Annotated in this window: 24 protein-coding genes; 9 read left to right on the top strand and 15 right to left on the bottom strand. The window is 68.1% G+C overall.

The genetic code is table 11. From position 1 onward, the window contains the following. Positions 1–780: an SDR family NAD(P)-dependent oxidoreductase gene (locus tag PV646_RS41725; protein ID WP_500348375.1), complete on the bottom strand. Its 780-nt coding sequence runs from the start codon at positions 778–780 to the stop codon at positions 1–3. 14 nt (positions 781–794) lie between these two features. Continuing rightward, on the bottom strand, positions 795–1118 hold the full coding sequence (locus PV646_RS41730; RefSeq protein ID WP_500348376.1) for a 2Fe-2S iron-sulfur cluster-binding protein: 324 nt from the start codon (positions 1116–1118) through the stop codon (positions 795–797). A 171-nt stretch (positions 1119–1289) separates the two neighbouring features. On the opposite strand from PV646_RS41730, the gene PV646_RS41735 reads away from it, so the two are divergent. Next, on the top strand, positions 1290–2708 hold the full coding sequence (locus PV646_RS41735) for an alpha/beta fold hydrolase (RefSeq protein WP_500348379.1): 1419 nt from the start codon (positions 1290–1292) through the stop codon (positions 2706–2708). 48 nt (positions 2709–2756) lie between these two features. On the opposite strand, the gene PV646_RS41740 is transcribed toward PV646_RS41735, so the two are convergent. Both PV646_RS41740 and PV646_RS41745 read right to left on the bottom strand, forming a co-directional pair. Beyond that, on the bottom strand, positions 2757–3989 hold the full coding sequence (locus tag PV646_RS41740) for a cytochrome P450 (RefSeq protein WP_090070924.1): 1233 nt from the start codon (positions 3987–3989) through the stop codon (positions 2757–2759). Between the two features lie 30 nt (positions 3990–4019). Further along, positions 4020–4778, bottom strand: a complete 759-nt coding sequence (locus PV646_RS41745) for an SDR family NAD(P)-dependent oxidoreductase (RefSeq protein ID WP_452253424.1) — start codon at positions 4776–4778, stop codon at positions 4020–4022. A gap of 99 nt (positions 4779–4877) precedes the next feature. On the opposite strand from PV646_RS41745, the gene PV646_RS41750 reads away from it, so the two are divergent. Beyond that, positions 4878–5207, top strand: coding sequence for a hypothetical protein (locus tag PV646_RS41750; RefSeq protein ID WP_500348382.1), 330 nt, complete (start codon positions 4878–4880; stop codon positions 5205–5207). A 57-nt stretch (positions 5208–5264) separates the two neighbouring features. Here PV646_RS41750 and PV646_RS41755 read toward each other — a convergent pair whose 3' ends face one another. Further along, positions 5265–6272: a zinc-binding dehydrogenase gene (locus tag PV646_RS41755; protein WP_500348384.1), complete on the bottom strand. Its 1008-nt coding sequence runs from the start codon at positions 6270–6272 to the stop codon at positions 5265–5267. After that, entirely contained in the window at positions 6269–7501 is a 1233-nt protein-coding gene (locus PV646_RS41760; RefSeq protein ID WP_500348385.1) for a cytochrome P450, read from the bottom strand. Before PV646_RS41760 ends, PV646_RS41755 begins: the two co-directional genes overlap by 4 nt. A gap of 119 nt (positions 7502–7620) precedes the next feature. On the opposite strand from PV646_RS41760, the gene PV646_RS41765 reads away from it, so the two are divergent. Beyond that, positions 7621–8745, top strand: a complete 1125-nt coding sequence (locus tag PV646_RS41765; protein WP_500348387.1) for an epoxide hydrolase family protein — start codon at positions 7621–7623, stop codon at positions 8743–8745. After that, the gene (locus PV646_RS41770; protein WP_500348389.1) at positions 8742–10148 is read left to right on the top strand and encodes an MFS transporter; all 1407 of its coding nucleotides are present in this window, start codon (positions 8742–8744) and stop codon (positions 10146–10148) included. Before PV646_RS41765 ends, PV646_RS41770 begins: the two co-directional genes overlap by 4 nt. Before the next feature lie 47 nt (positions 10149–10195). Here the strand turns inward: PV646_RS41770 and PV646_RS41775 are convergent, their stop codons facing one another. Further along, a complete protein-coding gene (locus tag PV646_RS41775) occupies positions 10196–11404 on the bottom strand; it encodes a cytochrome P450 (RefSeq protein ID WP_500348391.1) in 1209 nt (402 codons plus the stop codon). A gap of 142 nt (positions 11405–11546) precedes the next feature. Here PV646_RS41775 and PV646_RS41780 point away from each other — a divergent pair, with 142 nt between their 5' ends. Next, positions 11547–12383 carry an NAD(P)H-binding protein gene (locus tag PV646_RS41780; protein WP_500348392.1) on the top strand — a complete coding sequence of 279 codons (837 nt, stop codon included), beginning with the start codon at positions 11547–11549 and terminating at the stop codon, positions 12381–12383. 56 nt (positions 12384–12439) lie between these two features. On the opposite strand, the gene PV646_RS41785 is transcribed toward PV646_RS41780, so the two are convergent. After that, on the bottom strand, positions 12440–12892 hold the full coding sequence (locus tag PV646_RS41785; protein WP_500348394.1) for a hypothetical protein: 453 nt from the start codon (positions 12890–12892) through the stop codon (positions 12440–12442). Between the two features lie 173 nt (positions 12893–13065). Between PV646_RS41785 and PV646_RS41790 the strand changes: the two genes are divergently transcribed. Beyond that, the gene (locus PV646_RS41790) at positions 13066–13290 is read left to right on the top strand and encodes an acyl carrier protein (protein ID WP_189159236.1); all 225 of its coding nucleotides are present in this window, start codon (positions 13066–13068) and stop codon (positions 13288–13290) included. A gap of 9 nt (positions 13291–13299) precedes the next feature. Continuing rightward, the gene (locus tag PV646_RS41795) at positions 13300–14340 is read left to right on the top strand and encodes a ketoacyl-ACP synthase III family protein (protein WP_500348396.1); all 1041 of its coding nucleotides are present in this window, start codon (positions 13300–13302) and stop codon (positions 14338–14340) included. 54 nt (positions 14341–14394) lie between these two features. Here PV646_RS41795 and PV646_RS41800 read toward each other — a convergent pair whose 3' ends face one another. After that, the gene (locus tag PV646_RS41800; protein ID WP_500348398.1) at positions 14395–15870 is read right to left on the bottom strand and encodes an amino acid adenylation domain-containing protein; all 1476 of its coding nucleotides are present in this window, start codon (positions 15868–15870) and stop codon (positions 14395–14397) included. A 145-nt stretch (positions 15871–16015) separates the two neighbouring features. Here PV646_RS41800 and PV646_RS41805 point away from each other — a divergent pair, with 145 nt between their 5' ends. Then, entirely contained in the window at positions 16016–16489 is a 474-nt protein-coding gene (locus tag PV646_RS41805) for a hypothetical protein (protein WP_500348400.1), read from the top strand. A gap of 128 nt (positions 16490–16617) precedes the next feature. Here the strand turns inward: PV646_RS41805 and PV646_RS41810 are convergent, their stop codons facing one another. The 3 genes from PV646_RS41810 to PV646_RS41820 form a co-directional block, all read right to left on the bottom strand. After that, positions 16618–18369: an MFS transporter gene (locus PV646_RS41810; protein WP_500348402.1), complete on the bottom strand. Its 1752-nt coding sequence runs from the start codon at positions 18367–18369 to the stop codon at positions 16618–16620. 246 nt (positions 18370–18615) lie between these two features. Next, positions 18616–19695, bottom strand: coding sequence for an acyl-CoA dehydrogenase family protein (locus PV646_RS41815; RefSeq protein WP_500348403.1), 1080 nt, complete (start codon positions 19693–19695; stop codon positions 18616–18618). Positions 19696–19720: 25 nt separating this feature from the next. Next, positions 19721–20146 carry a nuclear transport factor 2 family protein gene (locus PV646_RS41820; RefSeq protein WP_036013177.1) on the bottom strand — a complete coding sequence of 142 codons (426 nt, stop codon included), beginning with the start codon at positions 20144–20146 and terminating at the stop codon, positions 19721–19723. A gap of 160 nt (positions 20147–20306) precedes the next feature. Here PV646_RS41820 and PV646_RS41825 point away from each other — a divergent pair, with 160 nt between their 5' ends. After that, complete coding sequence (locus PV646_RS41825) at positions 20307–20789, top strand: SRPBCC domain-containing protein (protein WP_500348405.1); 483 nt, start codon at positions 20307–20309, stop codon at positions 20787–20789. A gap of 64 nt (positions 20790–20853) precedes the next feature. Here PV646_RS41825 and ilvN read toward each other — a convergent pair whose 3' ends face one another. From ilvN to PV646_RS41840, 3 genes are read right to left on the bottom strand one after another with little or no spacing between them, the layout of a single operon-like run. Beyond that, positions 20854–21120 (bottom strand): acetolactate synthase small subunit, encoded by a 267-nt coding sequence (ilvN, locus tag PV646_RS41830; protein ID WP_500348407.1) that lies wholly within the window; start codon positions 21118–21120, stop codon positions 20854–20856. After that, the gene (locus PV646_RS41835; protein WP_500348696.1) at positions 21120–22850 is read right to left on the bottom strand and encodes an acetolactate synthase large subunit; all 1731 of its coding nucleotides are present in this window, start codon (positions 22848–22850) and stop codon (positions 21120–21122) included. The genes ilvN and PV646_RS41835 overlap by 1 nt, the downstream gene beginning before the upstream one ends. Next, positions 22847–23662, bottom strand: a complete 816-nt coding sequence (locus PV646_RS41840; RefSeq protein ID WP_189159246.1) for an AfsR/SARP family transcriptional regulator — start codon at positions 23660–23662, stop codon at positions 22847–22849. The genes PV646_RS41835 and PV646_RS41840 overlap by 4 nt, the downstream gene beginning before the upstream one ends. Between the last annotated feature and the right edge of the window lie 259 nt (positions 23663–23921).

A 23921-nucleotide genomic window follows, 5' to 3' on the forward strand; every position in this document is an offset into this window, starting at 1 on the left:
TCAGTAGTTGCCCAGCCCGCCGCAGACGTTGAGCGCCTGTGCGGTGATCGAGGACGCGGTGTCCGTCGTCAGGTACGTCACGAGACCGGCGACCTCTTCCGGCGTGCTGTACCGACCCAGCGGGATCTTGGCGTTGAACTTCTCGAGGACCTCGTCCTCGGTGACACCCCAGTGGTTCGCGTACCCCTGGCGCACCCGGCCGGCCATCGGCGTCTCGACGTAGCCGGGGCACACCGCGTTGACCGTGATGCCGGACTTCGCGAGCTCGATGCCGACGGCCTTGGTGAAGCCGACGACACCGTGCTTCGAGGCCGAGTACGGCGCGGCGAACACGACGCCCTGCTTGCCGCCGGTGGAGGCGATGTTGATGATCCGGCCCCAGGTCTGCTCGACCATCTTGCCGGTGCTCAGAACCTCTTTGGTGAAGCGGAAGACACCGTTGAGGTTGGTGTCGATCACGTCCAGCCAGAGGTTCTCGTCCAGTTCGGCGGTGATGCCGCCACCACCGCGTCCGGCGTTGTTGACGAGGATCTCGATGGGCCCGAAGACGTCGACGGCCTTCTGCACGGCCGCCTTGATGTCCTCTGTGGACGTGACGTCGGACGCCGCGCCGTCCGCCTCGATGCCTTCTTCGCGGAGCTGCTTCACCGTGGTCGTGACGTTCTCGGCGTTGCGGGCCACGACGAAGACCGCGTGCCCCTCCTTGCCGAGGCTGCGCGCGACCTCGAGACCGATACCGCTGGTAGCGCCCGTGACCAGGGCGACCCGTCGCTGGCTCATGCTTCTTCTCTCCCTCAGAGTTGCTTCTCAGGCATGTGCACGACGAGCCCGTCCTGCTCCTCGGTCACGGGGATCTGGCAGCTCAACCGGCTGTTGTCCTTGCGCTCACAGGCCGTGAAGTAGAGGAGCTCGTCCTCGACCTGGTGCATCTGCGACAACGGCTTGGTGTTCTCCGGGTCGACGTACACGTGGCACGTGCCGCACGAGGCGCCACCGCCGCACTGGGCAACGATTCCCTTGATGCCGTTGAGAACCGCGCCGCGCATCACGGTGTCGTTCTGGGCAACGTCGACAACGGTCTCAACCCCGTCGTGCGCTACGTAAGTGATCTTTGGCATGGCAGTTCTCCCACGGATCTGCGGCTCGCCGGACGTGGTTCACCTTGGGGGGCGGCGCTTTGCACGTGGTGGAGACCACCTTGAGCGTTCACGAGCCGCTGTTCCAGGGGCGTTCGAGCAGGTGTTGCGACTCTGCGGTGTCGGCGTACACCCACCCGCGGAGGTTCCACCGTGCCCCTCAAGGAGTTCTACGACCAGCAGGTGAACTGGTCACCGCCGTTCGAGGACGGCCTTGAACGCGCGACGGTCGTCGTGCCACGCGACTATTCCGACCCGGACGGACCCAAGCTCACCATCGCGATCGCCCGCCTCAAGGCGACGGACAGGTCCAAGCGGCGTGGCGTCCTGCTGGCCGTCAACGGCGGCCCCGGCGGTGACGGTGGTGACGGCCTCGGGCTGATCAAGCTGCTCGGCAAGCGCGTCCGGACCGCCTACGACCTCATCGGGTTCGACCCGCGCGGGTACGGCGAGTCCACCAAGCTCTACAGCGAGGTGACGATCCCCAAGGCGCCCTTCGACTCCCGGCCGCCGGACTCGCTCTTCCCCCAGCTCGCCGAGGACATGCGGTTGCGCGAACTGGGCTGCGAGAAGGGCGGCGGCGACCTGCGCCCACACATCACGACACGCAACACCGCGCGGGACATGGACCTGATCCGGGTCGTGCTCGGCGAGGAGAAGATCTCGTTCGTCGGGTACGCGTACGGCACGTACGTCGGCGCCGTCTACGGCACGATGTTCCCGGAGAACCTCGATCGCACGGTGCTCGACTCGTGCATCAATCCACAGTGGACGTGGCGCGAGCAGTTCGTCACGCAGGCGGAGGCGGTCTACCGCAACGTCGAGCTGTGGGCGAAGTGGACAGCGGAGCGCGACGGACACTTCCGTCTCGGCAGGACCTCGGACGCCGTCATCGCGGAGATCGAGGCCGTCGTCGAGAAGCTCGAGGAGGGCGACCAGATCCAGCTCCGCACGTTGCTGGACGGCGCGGTCGGCACGCGGTCGACGGACCGGGCGCAGTGGGACTCGCTGGGCTACCTCATCGGCGATCTGCGCACCACGTTGCAGGACGCCAACTACGAGAAGGCGCGGGCGCTGATCGTCGGGCAGGCCACGTGGCGGCCGCAGGACTCCGAGGGTGACCTGCGGGTCGGCGTGCTGGAGGCCATCACGCTGGAGACCTACTGGCCGCAGGACCTGGAGGTCTACTACGCCGACGTCCGCAAGCACCGCGCCCAGCACCCGTACGGGTACGGCGTGCTGCGGGCCCAGCCGTGGGTCGGCGCGTTCCGGACGTTCGAGAGCATCGAACCGCCGACGAAGCTCGCGCAGCCCGGTTACCCCAAGGGCCTCGTGGTGCAGGCGGACGGCGACCCGATGGACCGCGTCGAGGGCGGCATCGAACTGGCCGCGCTGCTGGACCACCCGCTGGTCGTCATCGAGGACTCGGGCGACCACGAGGTGTACGGGTTGGCGGGCAACGAGGTTCTCGACTCGCTGGTCGACGACTACCTCGTCGACGGTGTGCTGCCGGCGAGCAAGCACACCAGGGTTCCCGGACACGTGCAGCGCCCGAACATCCCCAAGGACTAGAAACGGCAAAGGGGCCCCGCACCGAGGTGCGGGGCCCCTTTCGCGTGCTCAGTCCTCCGCGGGGAGGTCCCAGGTGACCGGCAGCTCCCACAGGCCGTAGATCACGGCGCCTTCCTTGCGCGGGATCTCCAGGAACGGCTTGGCGAGCCGCAACGAGGGGATGCGCTGGAACAGCGTCGACCACACCAGCTGCATCTCCAGGCGCGCCAGGTCGGCACCGATGCAGTGGTGCAGGCCGTGGCCGAACCCGAGGTGCTTGCGGGTGCCGCGTTCCAGGATCAGCTTCTCCGGCTCCGGGAAGATCTCCGGGTCGCGGTTGCCGTTGAGGCCGAGGCACAGGATGCCGTCGCCGGCCTTGATGGTCTTGCCGCCGATCTCGATGTCCTCCAGCGCGACGCGCGGGATGGCGGTGTCACCGATGGTCGCGAGGCGCACGAGCTCCTCGACGGCCGGCTCGATCATGCCCTCGGGGTCGTCGAGCAGCAGCTTGAGCTGGTCCGGGTTCTCCAGCAGCGCGGCGGTGCCGAGCGACAGCATCGAGGCCGTGGTCTCGTGGCCGCCGTTCATCAGCAGGCGGATCATGTTGAACAGGTCGCGGCGCGTGTACTCCTCGCCGGACGCGGCGTACTCCGCCATCGCCCGCGACAGCAGGTCCTCGCCGGGCTCCTGCTCCTTCTGCGTGATCAGCTTGTCGACGTAGGCGTTCACCTCGACGATCGCGGCCTGACGCTGTTCGGGCGTCGAGTGGCCGCCGAGCAGACACGTGCCGTGCTCGATGAAGAAGTCGTGCTCGTCCTGCGGGATGCCGAGCAGCTCGCAGATGACCGTCATCGGCACGGCGAGCGAGAACTCGCGGTGGAAGTCGATCGGCGGCGTCATGGTCAGGATCTTGTCGATGTACTCGTCGACGATCTCCTGGATGCGCGGGCGAAGGCGCTTCACCTGGCGGTTGGTGAACGTCACGGCCGCCTTGCGCCGGGTCTTGGTGTGCTCCGGGTTGTCGTAGCCGATGAACGACGTCTCGGTGCGGAACTCCGGCGGCGCGATGAAGTAGAACGGGAAGTTGTCGTGCTTGCGCGACGCGCTGATCCGCGGGTCCGTGAGGAGCTGCTTGATCGTGTGGTAGCCGCTGATCGTCCAGATCCGCAGACCGGACCCGGTCAGCGTCACCTCGACGACGTCCTCCTCGGCCATCTCGGTGTACTGCGCGGGCGGCGTGAACGGGCATGTGCGCTTGTACGGGAACGTGTCCACACCAGGCTCGGTGGCGCTGCTGGTCATCTGGGTCTTCCTCCTAGTCGAGAAGTTGGCTCACGCCAGGTCAGCGCCGCCATCGAGCGTGATGACTTGACCGGTCACCCACGAACTCGCGGGCTCGGCGAAGCGGGTGATCCACGGGACGACGTCGTCGACCTCGCCGGTGCGTCCCAGCGGCGTCTGCGAGGCCTGGAAACCGAAGTAGCCCTCGACCTCCTCGGCGCTCAGGCCGTTGGCCGCGTAGACCTCCGTGCGCACCGCGGCGGGCGCGACCGCGTTGACGCGGATGCCCTGCGGGGCCAGTTCGAGCGCCCAGCTGCGCACCAGGCTGTCCACGGCGGCCTTGCTGGCGCCGTACACGCCACCACCCGGCACCGCGATGTGCCCGGCGTTGCTGGAGACGAACACGATGCTGCCGCCCGGCGAAGTCAGCTGCGGCAACAGCTTGGCGGTCAGCACCAGCGGGCCGACCAGGTTGGTCTCCAGGACGTCGCGCGCGGTGGCGAGGTCGAACCCGGCGACCGGCGTGAACCGGAAGATGCCGGCGTTGTGCACGAGCACGTCCACCTTGCCGCCGCCCAGTTTCACGGCGTCGGCGACCTTCTGCGCGCCCTCGTCGGTCGTCACGTCGGCGACGACGGCGGTGATCGCGGGGTGCAGGGCCACGACCTCGGTGAGCCGGTTCTCCCGGCGGCCGGTGATGATCACGTTCGCGGCGCCGAGGTCGGCGAACGCCAGCGCCGCCGCGCGGCCGATGCCGGTTCCCCCACCCGTCACGACGACCTGCTGTCCGGCAAATGGTGCGTCCGACATGACGCCTCCAGCTTCTTTCCACTCGGTAGGGCAGTCACCGTCAACCCTGCTGGTTGACCCTTGAGTCCAGGTCTAGCTGGGGCGGAAACCCTGGGGAGCATGGGAATCCTTGCGGTGGGCAGGTGGCGCGCACGGGTCGGCAGACCCGGCGGGCACACGGAGAGCGAGTTCGAGTTCGCGCGCGACGGCACAGCGATGCTGGTCGTGGGCGGCACGGGAGCCGGGACGTGGACCCAGACGGGGCCCGACACGTTCAGCTACCGGATCAACGAGGAGTTGACCGAGGCACCGGGCACGATCGAGATCGCCCAGGACGCCGTGCTGCGCGGCGACGAGTTCGTCAGCAACGGCAACGCGGTGGTGCGCCTCGCGAACGGCACGACAGCGCGTGAGGCGGCGATCAGCATCACGGCTCAACGCCTGGGGTGAGAACACCTCGAAGGGGGCGCCAGCTCACACAGGGCGCCCCCTTCTACAACACGCGCGTCAGGAGAACTTGACCGTCACGTTGCCGGTGTACTTGCCCGCCAACAGCGACAGCAACGCCTGCGGCGCGGTCTTGACCCCACCCTCGACGATGGTGTGCGGGAAGACGAACTTCCCCTCCTGCAACCACTGTCCGAAGTGGACGACCCAGTCCTGGATCTGCTCCGGCAGGTGGTAGCAGGCGAACGGGCGGATCTCCAGGTGCTTGGTGATCGCCGTCATCAGGTCGATCCGCGGGTTCTCGGCGCCGTCGTTCTGGTTCGACAGCGCGCCGCACAACGCGAAGCGGGCGTGCGGACGAGCGGCCTGGATCGCCGCCTCGAACTGCTCGCCACCAACGTTGTCGAAGAACACGCTGATGCCGTCCGGGGCGAGCTCGCGCAGCCGGTCGGCCACCGGGCCGTCCTTGTAGTTGAACGCGGCGTCGAAGCCGAGTTCGTTCACCAGCCAGTCGACCTTCTCCTGGCTGCCGGCCGACCCGATCACCTTGGCACCACGGGCCTTCGCGATCTGCCCGGCCAGCGAACCCACACCGCCGGCGGCACCGGTGACGAACACGACGTCACCCTCACCGGCCTGCGCGATGGTCGCCATGCCGTAGTAGGCCGTCGGTCCCTGCGAGAGGAAGTAGACCGGCGACGGCACGTACTGCCCGTTCTGCTTGATGAACTGCTGTGCCGGCCCGGACCAGTACTCCTGCCACGGCCCGAACGACTGCACCAGGTCCCCGACCGCGAGGTCCGGGCTGTTCGACTTGACCACGGTGCCCACACCACCGGCACCGGCCGGCTCGCCGACCTTCCACGGCGGCACGCCGGGGATCTGGCAGTCGGACCTCATGAACTCCTTGAAGGCGGCGGCCACCGACACGTAGTCGACGCGCACCAACACCTCGCCGTCACCGATCTCGGGGACGGCCACCTCGACGACGTCGAAGTGCTCGAGGGTCAGGTCGTCCTCGACGTGCTTGGCGAGCCTGACCTCCCACTGCTTCTCGGGGATGCTCATGGCTCTCCTTGTTTCTGGCCCCACGTGACGGGGAAGGTGACGAGTGAGTGGTTGATCTCGCCCTGGTGCCACTTCAGGTCCTCGTACGGCACGGCCAGCCGGAGGTCCGGGAAGCGGCGGGTCAGGCCTTCGATGGCGATCGCCATCTCCATGCGCCCCAGCTGCTTGCCGAGGCAGTAGTGCACGCCGTGCCCGAACGCGATGTGCGGGTTCGAGGCGCGGTCGATGTCGAGCTGCGTCGCGTTCTCGAACACGTCCTCGTCGCGGTTCGCCGACGACAGCACGAAGAACACCGCGTCGCCCTTGGCGATCTTCTGTCCTCCGAGCTCCAGGTCTTCGGCCGCGACGCGGTGGAAACCGGTGGTGTCGGTGGCGAAGAGGTTGACGTGCCGCAGCAACTCCTCCACCGCGGCGGGGATCAACGACGGGTCGGCGACCAGCCGCTCCCACGTGTCCGGGTGGTCGTGCAGCAACGCCAGCACGGAGTTGGAGATCTGGTTCGCGGCGGTGTCGAAGCCGGCGCCGATGAGGGTGAACGCGAACGTCACCAGCTCCTGCTCGCTCAGCTTGTCGTCGTTGTCCCGCGCGGAGATCAGGTCGGACAGCATGTCCTGGCCGGGGTTCTCGCGCTTCTGCGCGATCAGGCCCATCACGTACCCGGCGAGCCTGCCGAACGCCCGCATCGGCGCCTCGGGGTCGTTCTCGTCGAACGTCGCGAACGCCCGCGCGTCCGTCTCGAAGATCTTGAGGTCCTCGGTCGGCACGCCGAGCAGGTCGCCGATGATGGTGAGCGGCAACGGAACGCAGAGCTTCTCGACGAGGTTGACCGGCCCGCCTTCGAGCTCGACGGCGTCCAGCAGCTCGTCGGCCACCTTCTGCACACCCGCGCGCATCGCCTCGACCTTGCGGACGGTGAACGCGCCCATCACCAGCTTGCGCAGCCGGGAGTGCTCGGACCCGTCCAGCGAGATGATCATCTCGGGTGTGGTGGTCATGGCGCCGCCGACCTGGGGAGCACCCTCAGCACACGTCAACGCGCGGCTCAGCCTGGAGTCGGCGAGCCCGGCGCGGACGTCCTCGTACTTGGTGATCACCCAGGTCGGCGTGCCGGAGTTCGTCTGCACCTTGGCCACGGGACACGTGGCGCGCAGCTCGTCGTACTTGGGGTCCGGGCCGCGGTAGGAGGAACCGCTGAACGGGAACACCTCGTCCAGTTCAAGGGGCAGCACGGGACACCTCCGGAGTATTCGGCCTGGCCTCGCGCCGAACCTTGCTACCCGCACCTCGAAGGTGGCTCGAAACCTGGATGTCGACCGGGAGTCGAGGTTTGGTCCCTACCTTCGCGCCTATGGACACTGCACTCGTGCCGTTCCGGGTCGAGGTTCCCGACTCCGAACTGGCGGACCTCACCCGGCGGCTGGCAGCGACCAGGTGGCCGGACGCGGAGACCGTGGACGACTGGTCGCAGGGCATGCCGCTGGCCTACGCCAAGGAACTGGCCGAGTACTGGGGAAGCGTCTACGACTGGCGCGCCACCGAGGCCCGCCTGAACGCCATCCCCCAGTTCAAGACCGAGATCGACGGTGTCGGCATCCACTTCCTGCACGCGCGCTCCCCGCACGCGAACGCGAAGCCGTTGCTGCTCACGCACGGCTGGCCCGGTTCGGTCGCCGAGTTCCTCGACGTCATCGAGCCGCTGACCAACCCGCCGGACCCGGCCGACGCCTTCCACGTCGTCGCGCCCTCGTTGCCCGGCTACGGTTTCAGCGACAAGCCGACCGGAACCGGCTGGACGCTGGAGAAGATCGCGGCCTCGCTCGTCACGCTGATGGGCCGCGCCGGCTACGACAAGTTCTACGCGCACGGCAACGACTGGGGCTCGTTCATCACGGGCATCCTCGGCCACATCGCGCCGGACCACGTCGAGGCGATCCACCTCGTCATGCCGTTCGCCCCGGCTCCCGAGGCCGAAGTCCAGCTGACGCAGGAGGACTACAAGGGTCTCGGCGCGCTCAAGGAGTTCGCCGCCAAGGAGTCCGCGTACGCGGCGGTGATGAACACCAAGCCGCAGTCGCTCGCCTACGGGCTGACGGACTCCCCCATCGGCCAGCTCGGCTGGGCCGGTGAGAAGTACTGGTCGTGGAGCGACCACGACGGTGACGCGGAGAAGATCATCTCCCGCGACCGGATCCTCGACATGGTCTCGGTGTGCTGGTTCACCGCCACGGCCGCGTCGTCGGGCCGGTTGTACTGGGAGAGCTACAACAAGTCTCCGCTGACGCAGGTAAGCGTGCCGACGGGCTTCTCGGTGTTCCCCGCCGACGCGCGGATGCCCAAGGCGTGGGCCGAGCACCGGTTCACCGACCTGCGCTACTGGAGGGAAATGCCGTCCGGCGGTCACTTCCCGGCGCTCGAGAACCCGGTCGTCCTCGTCGAGGAGCTGCGGACGTTCTTCCGCCTGGTGCGCGCATGACGGCGACGCTGAACAAGCCCGGCACCAAGCTCGGGCTTGTTCTGGCGGTGTGCTGCCTGGCGCAGTTCATGAACGTGCTGGACGCGTCGGTCATGAACGTCGCCCTCCCCTCGATCTTCGAGGAGCTCAGGTTCGAGCGGCACGACCTGCAGTGGGTCAACAGCGCGTACACGATCGCGGTGTGCGGCTTCCTGCTGCTGGGCGGCAGGCTCGCCGACCTCTTCGGGCAACGCCGGGTGTTCTTCTTCGGCGCCACCCTGTTCACCGTCGCGAGCGCGGTCGGGGGCATGGCGACGTCACCCGGCACGCTGATCGCTGCCCGCGGGTTCCAGGGCCTGGGCGCGGCCGTGATGGCACCGGCCTCGCTCACGGTCCTCGGCACCACGTTCACCGATCCGAACGCCCGCGCGAAGGCCTTCGGCTGGTGGAGCGCGGTGTCCGGTACAGGTGGAGCGGTCGGCGTGCTGCTCGGCGGCATCGTCACCGAGTCGCTCGGCTGGCGCTGGGTGCTGCTGATCAACGTGCCGCTGGGCATCGCGCTGGTGACGATGATCCGCAGGGCCGTGCCGGAGACCCCGAGCAACGGCGGCCGCAAGAGCCTCGACGTGCCGGGCGCGATCACCGTGACGATCGGCCTGATGGCGCTGGTCTACGGCATCGCGCAGTCGCACGAGCTGGGCTGGGGTTCCTGGCAGGTCGCCGGTTCGCTCGCGCTGGCCGTGGTCCTGTTCGCGTTCTTCCTGCGCCAGCAGACGGTCTCCGCCCACCCGTTGATGCCGCTGGGCATCTTCCGCAACCGCCAGGTGACGGCGACGAACATCGTGGCGTTCTTCGCGATCGCCGCCCTGTTCAGCACCTTCTACTTCCTGACGTTGGTGTTGCAACAGGTGATGGGATTCAGCGCGCTCGCCACCGGCATCGGCTACCTGCCGTTGTCGATCGGCATCGCGCTCGGCGGGTTCGGCGTGGCGCGGATCGTGCCGAAGATCGGACCGCGGCCGGTGCTGATCGGCGGCCTGCTCCTCGGCACCGTCGGGCTGCTGTGGGTGTCCACAGCGGACGAGACGTCGACGTTCCTGGGCTCGATCCTGGTACCGACCACGTTGCTGGGCCTGGGAATGGGCGCCGTGCTCAACGCGACCACGAACGCCGCGACGTCCGGTGTGCCGCGCGAGCAGGCGGGCCTCGCGTCCGGTCTGCTCAACACGATCCGGCAGATGGGCAGCGCGATCGGCCTGGTCGTGCTCGCGACGATGTCGTCGGCCCGCGCGGACTCGTTGCTCGCCCAGGGCGAGCCGTTGCGGCACTCGCTCGGGTCCGGGTACGGGCTCGCGTTGCTAGGTGCCGCCGCCTTCACCTTCTGCGGCGCGTTGGCGGCACTGGCCGTTCCTCGAAAGAAGTAGCCCGCACAGCGAAAGGCCCCCGGTTGCGCCGGGGGCCTTCGTCGTTCTCAGAAACCCTTGCCGTGCAGGTCGACCGGCAGCGCGACGAGCCGGTGGTTCATGTCGGCCCCCTGCCACTCCAGGTCCTCCTCCGCGACGGCGAGCCGTGCGGCCGGGAAGCGCCGGGTCAGTTCCTCGAACGCCGTGGTCAGCTCGATGCGCGCGAGCGGGGCGCCGAGGCAGCGGTGGATCCCGTAGCCGAACGCGAGGTGCGCGTTGTCGGTCCGGGTGAAGTCGAGCGCGTCGGGATCGGTGAACAACGTCTCGTCGCGGTTCGCCGAGTTCGTCGACACGAACACCGCGTCCCCCTTGGGGATCGTGACCCCGAACAGCGTCACGTCCTCCGTCGCGATCCGCGGCATGCCGGTGGTGTCGTTGGTGGACAACGTGATCCAGCGCAGCAGCTCCTCGACTGCCGCCGGCACCTCGTCCGGCCGTTCGCCGAGCCGCACCCACTCGTCGCGGTGGTGCCCCAGCAACGTCAGGACCGAGCTGGCCAGGTGACAGGCAGTGGAGTCGCCACCGGCGCCCAGCAACGTGTATCCGAGGCCGATGAGTTCGCCGACCTCCAGCTTGTCGTCGCCGATCCGCGCCTCGGTCAGCGCCGACAGCACGTCGTCACCGGGCGCGGCCATCTTGCCGAACACCAGCGCTGCCATGAACTCGCCGAGCTGCTCCCCCGCCGCGGCCGCCAGTTCCGGCGCGTCGACGGCGGCGAACTCGCGGATCAGCCGGGCGAACGTGTCGCGGTCGCCGGCGGGCACACCCAACAGGTCGCTGATCGCGATGATGGCCAGGGGGAACGTGAACCTGCCGAGCAGGTCGACGGGACCTTCCAGCGCCTCCTCGTCCGCCCGGTCCAGCAACTCTGTCACGAGCTGCTGGATTCTTGGTCGCATGGACTCGATCCGGTCGACCGAGAACGCCTGGGAGACCAGGTCTCGCAACCGGGTGTGCGCGGGCGGGTCCAGCGAGATGATCATTCCGGGCGGCGCCTGGAACAGTCCGGGAAAGGTCGGCGCGGCCGGGTCGTAGGACGCCGCGCGGGAGAACCGCACGTCGTCGAGCACCACGCGGACCGAGTCCTGGGTGGTGGCGATCCAGCAGTGACCGCCGCCGTTCGCGGGCAGGCGCACGACAGGACTCGACGCGCGGAACCCGGCGAACTCCGGCGCCGGACCGCGATAGCTGGATCCGGGAACGGGAAAGGAAACCACCGTGCGCTCCTCGACGACTAGGGGGTTGTTTCCGCAGGTTAGGAGCCCTGACCTGAAGCACGATCTAGTGCCGTTCGAGTGACCGGGTGAACGCTGAGCGTGATCAGCCATTCAGGCGAACCACCCACTCCGGGAGATCCACATGACCATCCTCGTCACGGGGGCGCGCGGCAACGTCGGCCGTCGCGTGCTTCAGCGGCTCTACGCGGCCGGTCACAGCCTCCGCGCGTCCGGCCGAAATCCCGCCGAGCTCGAAGTCCCCGAAGGTGTGGAGACCGTCGCGCTCGACCTCAACGACCCGGAGACGTTCGTCGCGGCCCTCGCCGGTGTCTCCAAGGTCCTGCTCTACGCGGAGCCGGACGGCATCGTGAAGTTCCTCGACGAGGCCGAGAAGGCGGGTGTCGAGCAGGTCGTGCTGCTGTCGTCGAACACCGTCGGCCTGCCGGGCGCCGAGAAGGACCCGCTGGCGCACCACCACGTGCTCGTCGAGGAGGCCGTGGTCGCCTCGGGCCTGAACTACACCATCCTGCGGCCCGGCGCTTTCATGAGCAACGCGTTCGGCTGGAGCTACTCGCTGCAGCAGGGCGACACGATCGACCAGGTCTTCCCCGAGGCCCAGGTGGCCCCGGTGCACGAGGACGACATCGCCGACGTGGCCGTGGTCGCGTTGACGGAGAAGAAGCTCCAGGACGAGATCGTCGACCTCACGGGCCCCGAGTCGCTGACGTTCCGCCAGGAACTGGAGATCGTCGGTGACGTGCTCGGCCGCAAGCTCGTGATCAACGGGCTGACGCGGGAGGAGGGCGAGGCGCAGATGAGCAACTTCGTGCCCCCGCCCGTGCTCACCTCACTGCTCAACCAGTGGGAGGCCGCGGTCGGCGTCGTCGCGGACACCGGCGCCACGGCCGAGCGCATCACCGGCAAGCCGGCCCGCACCTTCCGCCAGTGGGTGGAAGAGCACGCCTCGTTCCTTGCCTGACAACGTTGCCGGAGCCGGGATGAGGGCGGCGGACCCACCCCGGCCCCGGTCGCGTGTCAGACTCGGGACATCGTGAACGTGATGTTCGAGGTGCCCAGGTTCGTGCCGTCCGCGAGGAAGAACGTGGACGGGCCGGCGCTGGTGAAGTTGTTGGATCCACTTTGGACGGCGTCCTGGTCGAAGTCGACGTAGGCGAAGTAGGCGCCGTTCTCGTCGTAGACCTTCTCGCCGCGGAACTTGAAGTGGAACTTGTTCACGCCGGTGACCCACCAGGTGCCCTGCGTGGTGGTGTTCTGCTCGTTGGTGACGAACACCTTGCCGTTGGCCTTGAACTGCAGCTGCGTCGGGTGGTCGCCGTCCGTGCGGGTCACGTACCCGGTCCAGTTGCCGACGGGTGTGCATGTCGCGTTCGCCGCGGTCGCCATGCCAGACAAGGCAAGCAGGACCACGGCCGTGATCGCTCCTATGCGCGCGAAGAAGGCCGAACGTTTCGGAGTGAACGTCTGCATCTGTGTGGCTCCTGATCCAGGTGGCGTGCGACGGACGCGCGCAACCGTGGACGACCCCTCTCGACGCAAACTTCAGAACGGCTCGAACACGCCGTTTTCCGGTGCGGCACAAGCTCATCTCGACCTGGGTAACGCAAAGTTTTCGTTACTCATGAGCTGACAGGGAGGACGCCGTGGCCGAACGCGAGACAGAGCTCTGCGAGCTGTTCGGGGAGGTGCTCGGGGTACCGGGGATCGAGCCGGACGACCACTTCTTCGATCTGGGGGGCCATTCGCTGCTGGCGTCGAAGCTCGTCAAGCAGGTCCACGAGCGGTACGGCGTCCGCGTCCCGTTGCGCAGCTTCTACGAGGACCCGACGGCGCGTGCCGTCGCCAAGCAGCTGGACCAGGCAGCCTAGGAGTTCGAGATGCGATGGAATGACCTGTACATCGCCGGTGTGGGCACATACCTGCCCGAGCAGGTCGAGACGGTGGACGACGCCATCGCGGCCGGCCGGTACACAGAAGAGAAGAAGGCCATGAACGGCTATCGGGAGCTGCGGGTCGCCGCTCCCGGTGAGACCGGTCCCGTCATGGCCGCGAAGGCCGGCCTGGAAGCGGTGGAGCGCTCCGGGCTGAGCCCGCTGGACTTCGGCCTGACCGTGCATGCCTCCCTGTCGCACCAAGGGCTCGACCTGTGGACGCCGGCGAGTTACGTGCAGGCCAACACCGTCGGCGGCACCGGGCCCGCGTTCGAGGTCAAGCAGGGCTGCAACGGCCTCATGGCCGCGGTGGACCTGGCCGCCTCGTACCTCTCCTCGCACAGGGACCTGCCGGCGGCGCTGGTGACCGCGGGCGACGCGTTCCACCTGCCCTACTTCGACCGGTGGGCCTCGGAGGAGCAGAACGTGAACGGGGACGGCGCGGGGGCGCTGGTCCTGTCGAACCGGTCCGGCTTCGCCCGGATCCGCTCGATCCACTCGCACGCCGACTCGACGCTCGAGCAGATGTCGCGCGGCTACCAGCCGTGGACCACGGGGCCGTTCGCGGACGGCCAGACCCTGCAGCTCAACAGCGGCGTCGACGACTTCCTGCAGAACGCCGACGTCGACCTCGACGACATGATCTCGCGCATCGGCGGCGGTGTTCGGCACTCGCTCAAGATGGCGTTGTACGAGGCGGAGATCGAGCTCGCCGACGCGCGCTTCTTCCTGCACCAGCAACTCGCGGAGACCATCGTCACGCACGGCATCTGCGGACTGCTGGGCGTCGACCGGGCCTCCACCACGTACGACTGGGCCAAGCAGTACAGCATGGTCGGCACCGCGGACATCGCGATCGGACTCGACCACGTGCTGGCCGAGCGCGACCCGAAGCCCGGCGACCTCGTCGTCCTGCAGTCCTCCGGCGCGGGGTACGTCTGGACCGCGGCCGTGATCGAGATCCTCGAAGTGCCCTCCTGGGTCTGACGAACTCGCGAAAGGGCCGGGCTCACCTTGCGAGCCCGGCCCTTTCGCGTGCGCTCAGACGTAGAGCGACTTCGAGTTCCAGTCCGGTTCCGGCAACGCCTTGCGGTCGGTCTTGCCGTTGGTCGTGATCGGCAGCTCGTCGAGCACGACGAACCCGGCCGGCACCATGTGCTCGGGCATGGTCGCGCGCATGTGGGCCTTCAGCGCCCGCTTGTCCAGTTCCTCACCGGACTTCACCACCCACGCGATCAGCCTGCGGTCACCGCTGGGGTGCACGCGGAGGCTGACGGCGGCGGTGCGCACCTGCGGGTGCTCGGTCAGCGCGTTCTCGACCTCGCCCGGTTCGATCCGGAACCCGCGCAGCTTGAACTGGTCGTCGATGCGGCCGAGGAACTCGACCACGCCGTCCGCGCGCTTCCGTCCCTGGTCGCCGGTGCGGTAGTAGCGCTCGCCGTTCCAGCTACCGCGCACGAACTTCTCGTCCGTGAGGTCCTGGCGCTTCCAGTAGCCGCGGGCGACCTGCGCGCCGCCGATCCACAACTCGCCGTCGGTGCCGTCGGGAGCGGGCTTGCCGTCCACGACGACGACCACCTCGACGTTCTGCAGCTGGGTGCCGATCGGCACGGCGCCGCCGAGGTCCTCGTCCGCGCCGATGCGGTGGCAGGTGGCGAACGTCGTGGTCTCGGTCGGCCCGTAGCCGTTGACGATCTGCAGCTCCGGCACGGCTTCGCGCAGCCTCCGCACGTGCGGCACGGACACCACGTCGCCGCCGGTCATCACGGTGTGCAGGCCCTTGAACGCGTCGACGTCGACGTCGATCTGCCGGTGGAACAGGGCCGCGGTGAACCACAGGACGCTGATCTCGTTGGACCGCAGCAGGTCTCCGAGTTCCTCGGCCTGCACGACGCCGGGCGGGGCGAGCACGACGCGGGCGCCGTTGAGGAGCGCGCCCCAGATCTCGAACGTAGCCGCGTCGAACGCGACCGGCGCGAGCTGCAGCAGCCGGTCGTCCGGGGTGATGTCCACGTAGTTGGGCGCGGTGACGAGGTTGGTGATGTTGCGGTGCTCGACCATCACCGACTTGGGCCTGCCCGTCGACCCCGAGGTGTACATCAGGTAGGCGAGGTCCTCCGGGGCCACGACCGGAAGCTCCACTGTGGACTTCAGACCGGGCGGCGGGACCTTCAGCGTCGTGTAGCCGGCGAAGAACCGGCCGATGACCAGGGACACGTCGGCGTCCGCGAGCATCATGGAGACCCGCGACTCCGGGTCCTCCTGGTCGATCGGCACGTAGGCGGCGCCGGCCTTGAGCACCCCCAGCAGTGCCACGACGAGCTGCGGCGATCGTTCCAGGCACACCGCGACCCGGTCGCCGGGCCGCACTCCGGACTCGACGAGCTCACCGGCCAGGGCGTCCGACCACCTGTCCAGCTCGGCATAGCTCACCGAACCCCGTTCCGCGGACAGCGCCACCGCGTCGGGCGTTCTGGCCGCCCGGCAGCGGAACGCGTCGGTCACCGATGCAGACATGCCCCAGCTCCTCTCGCTTTCCCCCATCCTGCGCAAGTCACCTCGACTCCCCCTCGGGTCACAACTGGCGCTACAGGGGTGTTTGAGCTGCCCGAACAACACTCAGCGCATTCCGCTGCCCCACCCGACCGGAGGCGCATCCCTCATGAACGTCCGCAAGAAGGCACTGGCCGCCGTGGCCGCCGTTGCGCTGGCAGTCCCCGTCGTCGCCGCCGCTGGTGCCACCGCGAAGCCCAACTACGAGAACGCGCTCGTCGGCCGCTGGGACCTCACGGTGACCATCCACATCGAGGAACCGCCGCTGCTCACGCCGCTGTTCTGCGACTTCACCGCCGACTACCAGCTGCACTGCGTGACCAAGCCGGGTTACCCCGACGAGCTCGAGGGCCGTGGCGTCTGGACGGCCCAGAAGGACGGCCAGTTCAGCTTCTGGATCACCCACCACGCCCACCGCGACGAGAACGGCAACCCGGTCGGCTCGATCAACGCGAGCCACCTGGGCAAGATCAGCCCCAACAAGAAGAAGTTCACCACCAAGGCCCACACGTACATCAACATGAACGACGGCACCCCGTGGCAGGGTCCCGTCAACGTCGACGGTGACGCGAAGCGCATCTGAAGTCCTGCAACGCGAAAGGCCCCCTCGCACACGTGAGGGGGCCTTTCGCGTTGACGGAAGAACGGCCCTGAAAACGCCTGAGGCCCCAGGCTTCTCGCCTGGGGCCTCAGGATTCCAGCGGGAGAGAACTACGCCTTGGCGGTGTCCTCAGCGCCCTCTTCGGCACCGTCCTCGGCCGGCGCGCCCCACTCCTCCTGCTTCAGCCAGCGAGGCAGGAAGGAGGCGAGCAGCAACGCCAGCGCGGCGAAGCCGAAGCCGACGTACAGCGTGGTGCGGAACGCGTCCGTGAAGGACTGGCCCGCGGCCTGGTGCGTGTACTTGTCGGCGATCGCCTTGGCCTGCGGGTCGTTCTGCACGGCCGCGCACGCCGCCCCGTCCGGGGTTCCACCGAACGTGGTGGCGGCACAGGTCTGGAACGAGCCCGCGAGTTCGGTGGCCCTGGCGTCGGCGACACCGGCGGCCACGAGCTCCTGGCGGACCTGCGGGGCCAGCGACTCCGCGTTGGTCGCGCCGTTGGAGGCCAGCGGAGCGAAGAACGCCAGCGTCACGACCGAGATGCCGACCGCGAAACCGAGCTGCTGCTTGGTGTTGATCAGGCCGGATGCCGCACCCGCGTCCTCGTGCGGCACCTCCTGCAGGGCGAACAGCGCGATCGGGGTCGCGGTCATGCCGAAACCGAGACCGATGAGCAGAAGTCCGGGGACCAGGCCCCAGCTGGTGATGTCCGGGCTGACCGAGAACAGCAGCACCGCGACACCGATGGCGATCACGACGGCACCGGCCTGCAGGACGGCGCGACCGAACTTCGGCACCAGCGCGATGACCGAGGCCGACGCGGTGATGAAGGCACCGATGCAGAACGCCAGCAGCGTGACACCGGTCCGCAGCGGCGAGAAGCCCAGACCCTCCTGCAGGTACAGGTAGAGGGCCAGCATGAACATGCCGGTGAAGCTGAACATGCCCAGCATCAGCGCGAGGGCCGCGGAGAAGCTGCGGGACTTGAACAGGTTCAGCGGCACGAGGGGCATGCCGTCCTTGCGGTCCTTGGCCTTCTCGTAGGCGACGAAGCCGATGAAGCCGATGACGGAGGCGGCCATCAGCACGAAGCCCCACGCCGGCCAGTGCAGTTCACGGCCGAAGGTGAGCGGGAACAGCAGAGCGGTGAGGCTGACCGTCGCGATCACGACACCGATCAGGTCGAGGCGGATCCGGCTCGGGGCCTTCGACTCGTTGATGTACTTCCAGCCCAGCACGTAGCCGAGGATGCCGATCGGCACGTTGACCAGGAAGATCGTCCGCCAGCTCCAGTCGAAGACGTTCCAGGCGACCAGGAGACCACCGACGAGCGGTGCGATGGTGGCCGCGAGACCACCGATGGTGCCCTGGATGGCGAAGACCGCGCCCTTCTCCTTGTCGGGGAAGGTGACGTGGATGATCGACATGACCTGCGGGACCATCAGGCCGGCCGCGAGACCCTGCGCGAGGCGGGAGGCCACGAGCATCTCGGGGTTGGTCGCGATACCGCACAGGAACGACGTGACGACGAAGCCGAGCACGCCGAGCTGGAACATCTTGCGGCGACCGTAGATGTCGCCGAGCCGGCCACCGGTGATCAGTGTGAGCGCGAACGCGAACACGTACCCGGCGGTGATCCACTGCAGCTGCACGAAGCTCGCGCCCATGCCGTGCTGGATCGCGGGGAGGGCGACGTTGACGATGCTGCCGTCCAGCATGTCCATGAACGTCGCGACGGTCATGATGATGAACGCGATCCAGCGACGCGGGTCGGCCGCTGCCGGCGCGTCAACGACCGGAGCCGCCTGCGCGCCGGCAGTCGCCGACGGCGACTCCAGGTCGTGGTTGGTGTTGGTGGAGGTCACGATTTCTCCTCAGAGGACTTGATTTCGCTGCGCACGACAGGCGATGGCTCAGGACTACTCGGGATGGCGTGAAGCCGATCGAGTTGAACGAGGTCCCACCTCCTGCCTGAAAAACGACTGCCGGTCGATGACCTTCAGGGTGATCCCCTCCGCTTGAGTCCCGGTCAGGTCGCGGCGGAGCGTTTCGCGCGCATGCCGAAGGCCCTGGTGCCGGGGAGGTGGGCACCAGGGCCTGTCGATTCCGGGTCAGCCGAGAACCGACGCCGGATAGGTGCGCACGGACGCGGTCTCGTACCGCAGCGCCACGTGGCTGGAGCAGCTCACCACGTCACGCCAGAACCGTTGCAGCGCACCACCTTCCGCGAGTCCGCTGGTGCCGGCGGCCCGTACCAGGCCGCCCACCGCGTCGACCAGCACCTCGGCGACGTAGGCGACGTTGCGTTCGTTGCGCGCCATCGCCGCCGGGGTGAACTCGCGGTCGTCGAGCACCGCGGCGTTCTGCTCCACGAGCAGCCTCGCCGACTCGACCTGCCCCGACGCGCGGACCAGGTCGACCGCGTTCATCACGGACTGCTTCTTCCCCGACAGCACCGCGATGCACGCGTCCAGTGCCCCCATCGCCGCTCCGACGGCCGGAGCGACGAACGTGAGGCCGCCGACCGCCTGGAACGGGACGTTGTGGCTCGGCACCGGCGACCAGCTGGTGCCCTTGAGCAGATCCACCCGGTCGAACGAGAGGTGCGACGGCACGAAGACGTCGTCCACCACGACCGAATGGCTGCTGGTGGCTTTCATGCCGACGCTGTCCCACGTCTCGAGGACGGTGAAGTCCTTGCGCGGCACCGCGAAGAAGCGGCCCTCCTCGCCGACCATGCCGCACAGCAGGGCCCAGTCGGCGAAGTCCACGCCGCTGACGTAGAGCCAGCGGCCGCTCAGGCGGTGCCCGCCGTCCACGACCGTGCCCTTGCCCATGGGCGGCTGTCCGGTCACGACGAACGTGTCCGGGCCGGACGCCCAGATCTCGTCCTGGCCCTCCCGCGACAACAACCCCGCGAACCGCGACGACAACGCGGACAGCGAGGCGCACCACGCCGTCGACGCGCACCCCTGCCCGACGGTGAACACCGCCTCGGTCAGTTCCGCGAACGAGCCCTGCGCACCACCGCGTTCGGCTGCGACGAAGTGCCGCGCGAACCCGGCCTCGCGCAGTGCCTCCACGACCTCGGGAGCCAGCTTGCGGGTGGCGTCGGCCTGCGCCGCGTGCTCGGCGGCGATCAGCTTCACCTTCTCCGCGACCGTGGCCAGCCCGGTGTTCTGAACACTCACCTCGTCACCTCCTGGAGAAGCGGTTCTACGCGGCCTGGACGGGGAGGTCGCGGTGGATCGTGCGCGACTTGGTGTAGAGCTTGCCGTCGATGCGCACGAGCACGTCCTCGATGGAGAACGTCGGCTCGAAGCTGACGACGCCCTCGGCCGTCGTGCGGGTGACGAGCGACGCGTAACTGACGTTCAGCGTGTTCTCGTCGACCTCTTCGATCAGGTAGTGGTCGTTCCAGTGCCGCACGGCGACACCCTTGTAACGGGGCAGCGCGGCGCTGGCGCCGGCGATCAGGGCCGCCCGGCCCTCGACCTTCTCGCTCCGGTGGGCGTGGTCGGTGACCCCGTCCTCGGTGAACGTCTGGGCGTAGCCCTCCACGTCCAACGCGTCGAGCAGCCGCATCTGCTGGGCGTAGAACGTCTGGACCTCGATGTGGACCGCAACATTGACAGGGGACACGACAACTCCTCGGTCTGCCGGTTTGGCTACCGCGAATATGGGTGCGGGCGCTGGACATCCGGTCGAGTCGTCCTGGTTCGACCGCCGTTCCAGGTGGCGTTGAGACAAACCGGGCACGGTCATCGCTGACATCAACCCTTTTACTCGCGAGGAGGGCCACATGGCCTCAACTCCCGATGTCGCCAAGTCGGTGACGGTCGAGGCGACGATCGAGCAGGCGTTCGCGATCTTCGCGTCGAAGCCGATCGAGTGGTGGCCGGAGTCGCACGTGTTCGTGAAGGACCGTCAGGCGATCACGATCGAACCGTTCGTCGGCGGGCGTTACTTCGAGCGCGGCGCGGACGGCGAGGAGATCGCCTGGGGCACCATCACCGAGTGGGACCCGCCGAAGCGCCTCGTGATGACGTGGCGGGTCGGCCCGTACTGGCAGCCGATCTTCGACGACGAGAAGGCCTCGTTCATCAAGGTGGACTTCGAGGTCGTCGGGCCGACGACGACGAAGGTCACGCTGACGCACGCCGACCTGCACCGCCACGGCGACATCGCCGAGGGCATCCACAAGGCGCTCGACGGCCCGTCACCCGGCGAGACGCTGGAGACGTACGCCCGCGTCATCGAGAAGCACGTCCCGAAAGCTGCCTGAGGATTCTTCAGGCAAGACGAAACGGCCGCCCCAAGCCTCCGGGGCGGCCGTTTCCTCGTGCTGTCTAGGCTCCGAGTTCGAGCGCTTCGTCGTGCGTGCGGTCGACGACGTTCTTGACGTCGACGATCCGGCCGAGCTGCTTGATCAGCTGCTCGACCGTGCGGCCGGGCTGCAGGTCCACCACGACGTCCAGGCGGGACAGATCGCCCCGCTCGGCCGGCGCGAGGCTCAGCGACTCGACGTCGACGCCCCGGCTGGAGAACAGCACCACGATCCGTGCCAGCGCTCCCGGTTCGTTGCGCAGCAACAGGGAAAGCGAATGTCTGGTCATCACTCTTCCTCGTCGAACAGGGGCCGGATGCCCCGCGCGGCCATGATCTCGTCGTTGCCCGTGCCCGCGGCGACCATCGGCCAGACCTGAGCGTCCTGTCCCACCACGAAGTCGACGACGACGGGCCGGTCGTGGACCGCCATCGCCTCCAGGATGGTTCCGTCCACTTCGGACTGGCTCTCGCACCGCAGCCCGACGCAGCCGAGCGCGTCGGCCAGCTTCACGAAGTCGGGGTGGCGCTGGTGCGTGCCGAGCCGGGTGTTGGAGTACCGGCCCTCGTAGAACAGGGTCTGCCACTGGCGGACCATGCCGAGGTTGCCGTTGTTGATGATCGCGACCTTGATCGGGATGCCTTCGGCGGCACACGTCGCGAGTTCCTGGTTGGTCATCTGGAAGCAGCCGTCGCCGTCGATGGCCCACACCGTGCGGTCCGGCGCTCCCGCCTGCGCACCCATCGCCGCCGGCACCGCGAAGCCCATCGTGCCCGCGCCGCCGGAGTTGATGAACGAGCCGGGGCGTTCGTACTTCACGAACTGCGCGGCCCACATCTGGTGCTGGCCGACGCCCGCGGTGTAGATGGCCTCGGGACCGGTGAGCTTGCTGATCCGTTCGATCACGTACTGCGGAGCGAGCATGCCGTCCGTCGGCCAGTCGTAGCCGAGGGGGTAGGTGGTGACCAGGCCGCCGAGATAGTTCCACCAGGCGGTGAGGTCGGTTTTCCGCGTGATGACCGCGGAGAGCGCTGCCATGACGTCGCGGCAGTCGCCGACGATGCCGACGTCCGCCTTGCGGTTCTTGGAGATCTCGGCGGGGTCGATGTCGGCGTGGATCACCGCGGCGTGCGGGGCGAACTCCGGCAGCAACCCGGTGACGCGGTCGTCGAACCGGGTCCCCAGCGCGATCAGCAGGTCGGCCCGTTGCAGCGCGGCGACGGCGGGCACCGTGCCGTGCATGCCGGGCATCCCCAGGTGCAGCGGGTGCGAGTCGGGGAACGCGCCGCGGGCCATGAGCGTGGTGACGACCGGGATCCCGGTCTTCTCCGCGAGTTTGCGGAGCTCGTGCGCCGCGCCGCTGCGGATCACACCACCGCCGACGTAGAACACCGGCCGTTTCGAGCTTCCGATGAGCTGGGCGGCGTTGCGGATCTGCACCGGTGAGAGCACCGGCCGTGCCTGCGCTGTCTGCTTCACCGGCGTGTAGGTGGTGGCGGTGGCCAGCACGTCCTTGGGCAGGTCCACCAGCACCGGGCCCGGCCGCCCCGACGACGCGAGCGTGAACGCCTCGGCGATCACCCGCGGAATGTCGGCCGGGTCGTGCACCTGGAAGCTGTGCTTGGTGATCGGCAGCGTGATGCTGCGGATGTCCGCCTCCTGGAAGGCGTCCGTCCCGATCACCGACCTGTTGACCTGGCCGGTGATCGCCACGATCGGCACCGAGTCCATGTACGCGTCCGCCAGTGGTGTCACCAGGTTCGTCGCACCGGGTCCCGATGTCGCCATGCAGACGCCCACTCGTCCGGTCGCCTGTGCGTACCCCTGGGCGGCGTGCCCGGCGCCTTGCTCGTGCCGCACCAGGACGTGCCGGATCTTCGAGTCGTACAACGGGTCGTAGGCGGGAAGGATCGCCCCGCCCGGCATTCCGAAGATCACCTCGCAGCCGACGTCCTCGAGCGCCTTGATCAACGCACCTGCACCGGTGGTGTCCACGGTTGCTCCCCGAACTGATCTCAGCCCGCGAGCTGGCGCTCCAGCTGGCGAGGCGACAACGGCTTGTCGAGCGACGGCTCGGAGCTCAGGATCGCCCGCTGCAACTGACGCAGCCTTTCGGACGGCTCAAGCCCCAGCTCCTCGATCAGCGTGTCGCGCAGGGACTGGTAGGCCTCCAGCGACTTCCACTGCCGTCCCGCCCGGTAGAGCGCGAGCATGTACTGCGCACAGAGGTTCTCGTGCATGGGGTGCTGCGCGGTGAGCACCGACAGTTCCGACAGCAGCGACTGGTGCTTGCCCAGCTGCAGGTCCGCCTCGATGCGGGTCTCCAGCACGCCTAGACGGCTTTCCTGCAAACGAGTGACCTCCATGCCGAGGCGGACGCCGATCTGCACGTCCACCAGCACCGGTCCGCGCCACACCTCGGCGGCGCTGCGCAGCAGACGGCTCGCGGACTCCAGGTCACCGACCTCGAACGCGCGCTGACCCGCACTCGCGAGCCGCTCGTAGCTGCGGACGTCGACGCTCTCCGGCGGAACGTCCAGCATGTAGCCGCCGTAGCGGGTCACCAGAACGTTCTTCGCGACACCGGGACCCTCCCCCGGCATGGCCGCCTCGATGCGCCGGCGGACCTGCAGCACGTAGGTCTGCAAAGTCGTGAGTGCGCTGCGTGGGGGTGTCATTCCCCAAAGCTCTTCGATCAACGTCGGAACCGTCACCACGTGCCCCGCCTGAAGGCCGAGCAGCGAGAGCACCTGCCTGGGCTTCACCGCGCTCGGTGCGATCGAGACGCCGTTCTCCCGTGCCTCCAGCGGTCCCAGAACCTTGATCTCCATTGGAGCCTCCCCTGCTCTGCGGCGGACGACTTGGTCGTGCCATCAAGTTCACCTGAGCGGGGCTATCGGACGCCACGTATGCCGCCATGACTCTCGGATGGCGAACTACTGCGCACGGCGTGAGAAATTCATATACTCGGACGAACCCAAACCGTCCCGCCCGGTAATCGACCGACCACATGCCGTGACGGCTACTCAGAAATACTCGTCCATTGGCGTGACATTGAGTGGCGAGTCAATGCGAGTTCGCATTCTGAAC

The organism is Streptomyces sp. ID05-26A (genome assembly GCF_033794685.1).
Classification (GTDB): domain Bacteria; phylum Actinomycetota; class Actinomycetes; order Mycobacteriales; family Pseudonocardiaceae; genus Lentzea.

Excerpts from the sequence above, each read along its gene's own strand:
- PV646_RS41725 (WP_500348375.1), bottom strand. The coding sequence starts at position 780 with ATGAGCCAGCGACGGGTCGCCCTGGTCACGGGCGCTACCAGCGGTATC.
- PV646_RS41730 (WP_500348376.1), bottom strand. The coding sequence starts at position 1,118 with ATGCCAAAGATCACTTACGTAGCGCACGACGGGGTTGAGACCGTTGTC.
- PV646_RS41740 (WP_090070924.1), bottom strand. The coding sequence starts at position 3,989 with ATGACCAGCAGCGCCACCGAGCCTGGTGTGGACACGTTCCCGTACAAG.
- PV646_RS41745 (WP_452253424.1), bottom strand. The coding sequence starts at position 4,778 with ATGTCGGACGCACCATTTGCCGGACAGCAGGTCGTCGTGACGGGTGGG.
- PV646_RS41750 (WP_500348382.1), top strand. The coding sequence starts at position 4,878 with ATGGGAATCCTTGCGGTGGGCAGGTGGCGCGCACGGGTCGGCAGACCC.
- PV646_RS41755 (WP_500348384.1), bottom strand. The coding sequence starts at position 6,272 with ATGAGCATCCCCGAGAAGCAGTGGGAGGTCAGGCTCGCCAAGCACGTC.
- PV646_RS41765 (WP_500348387.1), top strand. The coding sequence starts at position 7,621 with ATGGACACTGCACTCGTGCCGTTCCGGGTCGAGGTTCCCGACTCCGAA.
- PV646_RS41770 (WP_500348389.1), top strand. The coding sequence starts at position 8,742 with ATGACGGCGACGCTGAACAAGCCCGGCACCAAGCTCGGGCTTGTTCTG.
- PV646_RS41780 (WP_500348392.1), top strand. The coding sequence starts at position 11,547 with ATGACCATCCTCGTCACGGGGGCGCGCGGCAACGTCGGCCGTCGCGTG.
- PV646_RS41785 (WP_500348394.1), bottom strand. The coding sequence starts at position 12,892 with ATGCAGACGTTCACTCCGAAACGTTCGGCCTTCTTCGCGCGCATAGGA.
- PV646_RS41795 (WP_500348396.1), top strand. The coding sequence starts at position 13,300 with ATGCGATGGAATGACCTGTACATCGCCGGTGTGGGCACATACCTGCCC.
- PV646_RS41800 (WP_500348398.1), bottom strand. The coding sequence starts at position 15,870 with ATGTCTGCATCGGTGACCGACGCGTTCCGCTGCCGGGCGGCCAGAACG.
- PV646_RS41805 (WP_500348400.1), top strand. The coding sequence starts at position 16,016 with ATGAACGTCCGCAAGAAGGCACTGGCCGCCGTGGCCGCCGTTGCGCTG.
- PV646_RS41825 (WP_500348405.1), top strand. The coding sequence starts at position 20,307 with ATGGCCTCAACTCCCGATGTCGCCAAGTCGGTGACGGTCGAGGCGACG.
- ilvN (WP_500348407.1), bottom strand. The coding sequence starts at position 21,120 with ATGACCAGACATTCGCTTTCCCTGTTGCTGCGCAACGAACCGGGAGCG.
- PV646_RS41840 (WP_189159246.1), bottom strand. The coding sequence starts at position 23,662 with ATGGAGATCAAGGTTCTGGGACCGCTGGAGGCACGGGAGAACGGCGTC.